This window comes from Agromyces sp. NBRC 114283 (assembly GCF_030268405.1).
In the GTDB taxonomy this organism is placed as follows: domain Bacteria; phylum Actinomycetota; class Actinomycetes; order Actinomycetales; family Microbacteriaceae; genus Agromyces; species Agromyces mediolanus.
The window spans coordinates 1-6,888 of sequence record NZ_BSQP01000004.1; the positions used below are offsets into that span (position 1 = coordinate 1).

At 70.6% G+C, this 6,888-nt stretch carries 6 protein-coding genes; all 6 read right to left on the bottom strand.

The annotated features are described in order from the left end of the window. Positions 1 to 70: 70 nt before the first annotated feature. The 6 genes from QSJ60_RS18960 to QSJ60_RS18985 all read right to left on the bottom strand — a co-directional run bounded on the left by QSJ60_RS18960 (position 71) and on the right by QSJ60_RS18985 (position 6,668). On the bottom strand, positions 71 to 841 hold the full coding sequence (locus QSJ60_RS18960) for an ABC transporter ATP-binding protein (RefSeq protein WP_285465435.1): 771 nt from the start codon (positions 839 to 841) through the stop codon (positions 71 to 73). Next, entirely contained in the window at positions 841 to 1,662 is an 822-nt protein-coding gene (locus tag QSJ60_RS18965; protein WP_285465436.1) for an ABC transporter ATP-binding protein, read from the bottom strand. Before QSJ60_RS18965 ends, QSJ60_RS18960 begins: the two co-directional genes overlap by 1 nt. Then, a complete protein-coding gene (locus QSJ60_RS18970; RefSeq protein ID WP_285465437.1) occupies positions 1,659 to 2,531 on the bottom strand; it encodes an ABC transporter permease in 873 nt (290 codons plus the stop codon). Before QSJ60_RS18970 ends, QSJ60_RS18965 begins: the two co-directional genes overlap by 4 nt. Further along, positions 2,528 to 3,499, bottom strand: coding sequence for an ABC transporter permease (locus QSJ60_RS18975; protein ID WP_285465438.1), 972 nt, complete (start codon positions 3,497 to 3,499; stop codon positions 2,528 to 2,530). The genes QSJ60_RS18970 and QSJ60_RS18975 overlap by 4 nt, the downstream gene beginning before the upstream one ends. A 6-nt stretch (positions 3,500 to 3,505) precedes the next feature. Further along, a complete protein-coding gene (locus tag QSJ60_RS18980; protein WP_285465439.1) occupies positions 3,506 to 5,242 on the bottom strand; it encodes an ABC transporter substrate-binding protein in 1,737 nt (578 codons plus the stop codon). 418 nt (positions 5,243 to 5,660) lie between these two features. After that, on the bottom strand, positions 5,661 to 6,668 hold the full coding sequence (locus QSJ60_RS18985; protein ID WP_079941830.1) for a C45 family autoproteolytic acyltransferase/hydrolase: 1,008 nt from the start codon (positions 6,666 to 6,668) through the stop codon (positions 5,661 to 5,663). Positions 6,669 to 6,888 lie beyond the last annotated feature (220 nt).

Genomic DNA, 6,888 nt, shown 5'->3' on the forward strand with positions numbered 1-6,888 from the left:
GCCAGGCGGGGTGCGGGATCGACGGCGATCCCGCCGTCGATGTCGGTGAGTGCGTGGACCGGTGTCGTATTCATAGGGCCTCCAAGAGTGTCTGCGAGTAGGGGTGCTGGGGGTTGCGGAAGAACTCGTCGGTCGCGGCGGTCTCGACGAGATCTCCCCGGAACAGCACGGCGACGCGATCGGCGACGCGCTGCACCGCGCCGAGATCGTGCGAGATGAAGAGGGCGCCGAAGCGGTGCTCCGCCTGCAGTTCGCGGATGAGCGCGAGGATCTGCATCTGCACGGCGACGTCGAGCGCGCTCACCGCCTCGTCGAAGACGATGAATCGTGGCTCGGTCACGAGCGCCCGCGCCACCGACACCCGCTGCCGCTGGCCCCCGGAGAGCTCGTGGGGATAGCGCTCGGCGAACGCCGGGTTCAGCCCGACCTGCTCGAGCAGCTCCATCACGCGCTGCCGCTGCTCGGACCGGCTGAGGTCGCGCCGCGCGACCGTCAGCGGCTCGCGCACCGACTCGCCGACCTTGCGCCGCGGGTTGAGAGACCAGTGCGGGTGCTGGAGGACGGCCTGCAGCTTGCCGGCGTTGGCCCTGCGCGACCGGGTGAAGGGGCTCCCGAGCAGCAGCACCTCGCCGGAGTCGGGCCGCTTGAGGCCCAGGGCGACCGAGGCGGTCGTGGTCTTGCCCGATCCGGACTCGCCCACCAGCCCCAGGGTCTCGCCCGGGGCGACCTCGAGCGTCACCGCGTTCATGGCGCGGACGGTCCGCCGCTTCGCTCCCGCCCCGCTCGTGAACGCGACGCTGACATCGCGCAGCTCCAGCACGGGGGTCGTCTTCGCAGACATCATTCCGTCTCCTTCGCCGCGAGATCCGCGCGGCCGGGCATGGCCGCGACCAGCGTTCTCGTGTAGTCCGCCCGCGGCTCGTCGAGCACCCGCGCGGTCGGGCCCTCCTCGAGGATACGCCCCTGGTGCATCACGACGATCCGGTCGCACCAGCGGCGTACGGCGCCGAGGTCGTGGCTGATCCAGATGAGGCTCGCGCCGGAGCGCTGCACCAGGTCGACGATGAGGGTCAGGATCTCGTCTCGCACCTGGGCGTCGAGCGATGCCGTGGGCTCGTCGGCGATCAGGATCTCGGGCTCGCGCGCCATGGTCAGCGCGATCGCGATGCGCTGCGCCATCCCGCCCGACACCTCGTGCGGGTAGAGCCTGAGCACGCGCTCGGGCTCGAGGATCCTGACGCTCTCGAGCAGTTGCGCGAGCGACCCCGGGTCGACCGGCCCGCCGAGCGGCCTCAGTGCGAGTTCGAGCTGGCGGCGGATCCGCATCGTGGGGTCGAGCGAGGCGATGGGATCCTGCGGGATGAACCCCAGCGACTCGCGTCGCAGCGCCCGTATCGCATCGGGCGCGAGGTCCGCGATGTCCCTGCCGAGCACGTGCACCGACCCGGAGGTGACGTGGCAGGCCCGCGGCAGCATGCGGCCGATCGCCTGGGACACGGTCGACTTGCCGGATCCCGACTCGCCGACGATCGCGAGCAGTTCGCCGCGGGCGACATCGAGATCGATCCCGTCGAGCGCTCGGGTCACGCCGAGACGGGTGCGGTACTCGGCGCTGAATCCCGTGAGCGAGACCACCGGGGCAGCGGGGGCGTTCGCGGTCATACGAGGCTCCTTGTCTCGCGCGGATCGAGCCGATCGCGCATCGTGTCGCCGATGAGGTTGATGGAGAGGATCGCGACGACGAGCACCGCGGCCGGGATGAACAGCAGCCAGGGCGCCTGCAGCATGTAGCTGCCGCCCTCCTGGATCAGCAGGCCGAGCGACGAGCGGGGCGGCTGCACCCCGTAGCCGAGGAAGCTCAGTCCTCCCTCGACGAGGATGCCGACCGACAGCGCGTACGTCCCCTGCACCGCGATGGTGCCGCTGACGTTCGGCAGCAGGTGCCGGAAGAGGATCACCGGGGCCGACACCCCGCTGATCTTCGCGGTGGTCACGAAGTCGCGCTTGGCGACCGACATCGCCGCCGCGCTCACCATGCGGGTCATGAGCGGCACCGTGACGAGCACGATGCTGGAGAGCACCGCCACCTGGCCGGGGCCCACGACCGCGGCGATGAGGATCGCGAGCACGATCGACGGGAAGGAGTAGAGGACGTCGCTCAGGCGCATGATGACTTCGCGCGCCCAGCCGCCCGCGTAGCCGGCGATGAGGCCGAGGATCACGCTGATGACCGCGGTGCACACGACGGCGAGGGTGGAGAGGACGAGCGTGGTGCGCGTCCCCTCGAGCAGGCGCGCGAGCACCGAGCGGCCGAGGGCGTCCGTGCCGAGCGGGTACGCCGCCGACGGCGGGCTGAGCCGGGTGCCGACGATCTTCGCCGGGTCGCCCGCGAACGGGATGACGGCGGCGGCGACCGCGACGAGCACGATGAGGCCCAGGGCGCAGGCCGCGGCGATGAAGAGGGCGTCGCGCGGCGGCCGGGTCTTGACCGCTCGCTTCTTCTTCGAGAGCGGGAGGGAATAGGTGGTCATGATCCTGCCTTCCCGGTGACGGCGACGCGCGGATCGAGCGCGCTCGTGATGAGGTCGAGCACGAGGCTCAGCACGACGAAGACGGCCGCGGCGAAGAGCACGGTGGCCTGCACGACCGCGAAGTCCCGGCGGCCGAGCCCGGTGACCATGAACGATCCGAGACCGGGCAGGTTGAACAGGGTCTCGATGATGACGGCGCCGCCGAGCAGGTAGGCGGTGATGGTGCCGAGCAGGGTCAGGATCGGGATGCCGGCGTTGCGGAGCACATGGTGGCGCACGATGTGCCGGGTCGTCTCCCCGCGTGCCACGGCCGCCGTGATGTGCGGTTCCACGAGCACGCCCATGACGGCGTCCCGCGTCGTGCGCGCGGTCGCCGCGACGCAGAAGACGGAGAGCACCAGGGCGGGGAGCAGGAGCGCCCCGAGCGTCGGCCAGAATCCGGTGCCGATGCTCGCGAACCCGCCGACCTTCAATCCGAGCGAGAACTGCGAGAAGAGGAAGATCACGATGCTGCCGAGCACGAATTCCGGCACGCTGATGCCGATGCTCGACACGACGCGGCCGACGGCACCGCCCTGCTTCGCTCCGGACCTCACGCCCGTCCAGATCCCGAGCGGAACCCCCACGAGCAGCGTCACGGCCATCGCCATGATCGTGAGCATCGCGGTCACCGGGATCCGCTCGATCATCTCGCCGGAGACGGAGCTCTGCGTGACGTAGGAGGTGCCGAGCTCCCCCGTGAGCACCTGTCCGATCCACGCGAAGTACTGCACGAAGATCGGCTGGTTGAGCCCGTACGCCTCGGCGAGCAGCTGCCGTTCCTCGGCGGAGGCGAGCGGGCCGAGGATGATGTCCTCGTAGCTGCCGGGCATGAGACGGATCGCGACGAAGATGAGCACCGAGACACCGAGCAGGGTGATGAGCGCGCTCACCACCCGCCCGGCGGACCAGCGAAGGATCTGCAGCATCCGGAACTACTCCCCGGCCATCCGGTAATCGACGATGTTGCGGAGGATGTTGCCGTATCCCTCGTTGCTCTGAATCGTCGGGCTCACGGCCGTGGTGTCGAAGCCGATGATGGACGGCCGGTGCACGAGCGGCACGATCTCGGCGTACTCGTCGGCGGAAGCGCACAGCCGGGTCAGCACCTCGGCGCGCGCATCGGGATCGGTTTCGCTCGCGCCCTCGGCGATGAGCGCGTTGAGATCCTCGTGCACACCCGTGAAGCCGACGTTGAAGAAGGCCTGCTCGGGGTTCCACCACTTGGTCACCATCGACGGGTCGTAGTAGCCCGCGAACCAGCCGATCGACAGGTCGAAGTCTCCCGGCTGCGCCGAGAAGACCCGCTCGCTGTAGGTCGCGGCGTCCAACTGCTCGATCCGGACGGTGACGCCGATCTCCGCGAGCTGCTGCTGCACGAGCTGGGCGATCTGCGCCCTGACGGGCTCCGCGGTGTTGACGATGAGGTCGAGCTCGACATCGCCCGCTCCCGTCTCCTCGATGGTCGCCCTCGCGTCCTCGATCGCGGCCTGCTCCGACGGCAGCTCGTCGACCCGGCAGGCGCCGGGCAGGTTCGAGGGGGTGATGCCGGTGGGGGTCGTTTCGCCGGCGAAGACGATGTCGGCGATCGCCTGACGGTCGATCGCGGTGTTGATCGCGAAGCGGACGTCCTGGTCGTTCAGCGGACTGTCGGGCTTCTGCGAGTTGACGAAGACGTAGTAGAAGTCGCTCTGCGTCTGGTTGACGATCTGGAGGCCCTCGTTGCCGCCGAGCTGCGACAGCGAGTCGATGTTGACGAAGTTCGCCATCCCGGCGCTGCCCTCGCGGAGCGCCGCCTGCCTGGTCGACTCCTGATCCACGATCTGCAGTTCGAGGGTCTGCACGGCGATGTCGTCGCCGCCGTGCCAGTCGGGGTTCGCGGTGAAGGTCCACGACTCGTCCTGCCGGTGGTCGGCGACGAGGTACGGCCCGGTGCCGAGCATCGTCGTCGTGAGGTCGACGCTGCCGTCGTTCACCTCCTGCATCGGGAGGATCGCCGCCGGCGTGTTCGCGAGCGCGGCGAGGAACGGCGCGTACGGGCTGCCGAGCTTCACGGTGACCTGATCGTCGCCGGTGGCCTCGACGGACTCGACGGGGCCCATCTGGCCGGACCACACGCTCATGCTCGCCACCTGGCGCTCGAGGCTGCCGACGACGTCGTCGACGGTGAGCGCGCGGCCGTTCGAGAACGTCGCGGTGGTGTCGATCGTGAAGACGTAGGTCGTGTCGTCCGGCTGCTCCCAGGAGGTGGCGAGCTTCGGCTGGATCTCGAAGTTCTCGTCGGTCGTCACGAGCGTCTCGTAGACCAGCCCCATGATCATCCACGAGCGGGCGTCCTGCGCGGTCTGGGGGTCGAGCCCGTCGGCCTCGCTCGTGTCGTAGTCCAGCTGCACGGTGAGGGCGCCCGTGCCCGTGAGCGCCTCGTCGGCGACCGCGAGGAAGCCCGGCGCGGCCTCCGTCTGCTCGGTGCCGCCCGGCGCCGAGCCGGGCGCGGCGCAGGAGGTGAGGACGCACGCGAGGCTCAGCGCGATCGCGGCGCCGGCGGCCGCCCGGGAGCGGGTTCGTTGGTTGATCAACACCGTGGTGACTCCTTCGACAGTGGTGGTGGCCCGGACCGCGGCGATGCGCTCCGGCCGGCGGCGCCCGCCGATGGGCGCGCCTTGGATGATCACGGTACATACATAAATCGTTTTACCTCACGACGGTAGCAGAGTAAAACGATTTATGTAAAGATGCACGGCACCCACCGCCCCACGAGATCCTCGTCTCGACCGACTCGTCATCCGGCGCATCGGCGGATGCTCCGGGCCTCCCGGCTCCCGGTCCTCCGCCGCTGAGGCGAGTCCGCCCCATGCGCGCTGGTCAGGAGGCGTCGAGATCCCGCGAGAATCGTGCATCTCCCGACGGCGCGGAGTCGTCGGGGACGGGGCGACGCAGCCGGCAGGCGATCGGGAGAGGGCGCTCGGTGCCCCCGGCGGCGACAGCCCGCCGGGTGCCCGGGAGGCGCCCGGCCGGCCGGTCCCCCGGCGCCGGGGGGAGCCCTGCGGCCCGTGCCCGATGGGCGGGCGCACGCCGGCCGGTGCCCGCGCCTCACACCGTCAGCGTGCGCCACTCCCCCGTCTCGGCCTCGGTGGGCATGCCGTCGAGGATCCGGATCGTGCGGGCCTCCGGGTCGGTGATGAGCGTCGCGAGGGTGGCCCACCGGTCCCCGTAGCCCTTGGACATGTCGGCGCGGCAGGTGAGCGGCGGCTCGCCCTCCTCGGTCAGCAGCACCCGCACCAGGTCCCCCGGAGCGACCGGCAGGCCCTCGGCGAGGCGCGCGCGCACGAGCGCGAGGCGCTCCGAGGAGTCGGGCTCGTAGATCTCGGACTTCTGCGCCGCGAGCGGCGTCTCGTGCTGGAAGTGATTGGTGCGCTGCACCGAGCCCGCGACCGCCTCGATCACGAACACCCCCGCGGGGCTCATCTCGACCGACACTGCGCGCTGCGCGTCGAGCATCGTGAACGCCGAGGACGACGCGATCGGCGCCTCGCGGATCAGCTCGATGGCCTCGTCGACGGAACGGCACTCCGAGAGCACCACGCTCGAGAGCACGTGCATGGGCACACCGTCGGGGCGATCCTCGCGGTGCCCGAGGATGTTGAAGTGCAGGGCCAGGCCGGCCTCGTTCACGCCGATCTTCGAGAGGATGCCCTGCTCGGTCAGGCCGGCGTAGCGCAGCCCGGGGCCGGAGACCGTGTGCGTGTGCCAGAACGGATCGAGCTCGACGTGCCAGTCCCAGGTCTGCACGCCGTAGCGGTGGTCGCCGATCTCGGCCGTGAGCGTCGAGCACTCGCTCGACGGCTTCTCGCCGAGGGCGATGATCTCGGTGCGGGCGTTGAGCGCGACGACCTGCGAGAGCTCGACGCCGGCCCCCTCGGCGATCCCCTCGAACTGCTCGAGCAGCCCCGGCCGCCAGCCGCGCAGCGCGGAGACGACCCGCGCGACGCCGTCGCGCTCGCGCTCCTCGTCCACGCCCAGCACGCGGAACAGCTCCGCGTACTTCGTGTAGGCGCCCCCGAGGCTTCCGCGCAGCGCGGCGCCCCGGCTGAGGCCCAGTTCGCGGGGCGTGGCGCCCGCGACCTCGAGGTGCCGGAGTCGGTGGCCGGGTCGCCGACGATCTGCAGCAGGGCCGGCACCTGGTCGGTGATCCGCACCTCCTGGTACTCGCTGACGTCCTGCGGGATGTTCATCGAGATCCGGTACGTCGCGGTCTCGTCGAGGGAGCCCAGGACGCCGTCGCCCTCGGAGACGATCTTCGTGAACGCCCCCGGCGGGT

What these genes read in the sequence shown, in the direction of transcription:
- QSJ60_RS18960 (WP_285465435.1), bottom strand. Translation starts at nt 841, where the DNA reads ATGTCTGCGAAGACGACCCCCGTGCTGGAGCTGCGCGATGTCAGCGTC.
- QSJ60_RS18965 (WP_285465436.1), bottom strand. Translation starts at nt 1,662, where the DNA reads ATGACCGCGAACGCCCCCGCTGCCCCGGTGGTCTCGCTCACGGGATTC.
- QSJ60_RS18970 (WP_285465437.1), bottom strand. Translation starts at nt 2,531, where the DNA reads ATGACCACCTATTCCCTCCCGCTCTCGAAGAAGAAGCGAGCGGTCAAG.
- QSJ60_RS18975 (WP_285465438.1), bottom strand. Translation starts at nt 3,499, where the DNA reads ATGCTGCAGATCCTTCGCTGGTCCGCCGGGCGGGTGGTGAGCGCGCTC.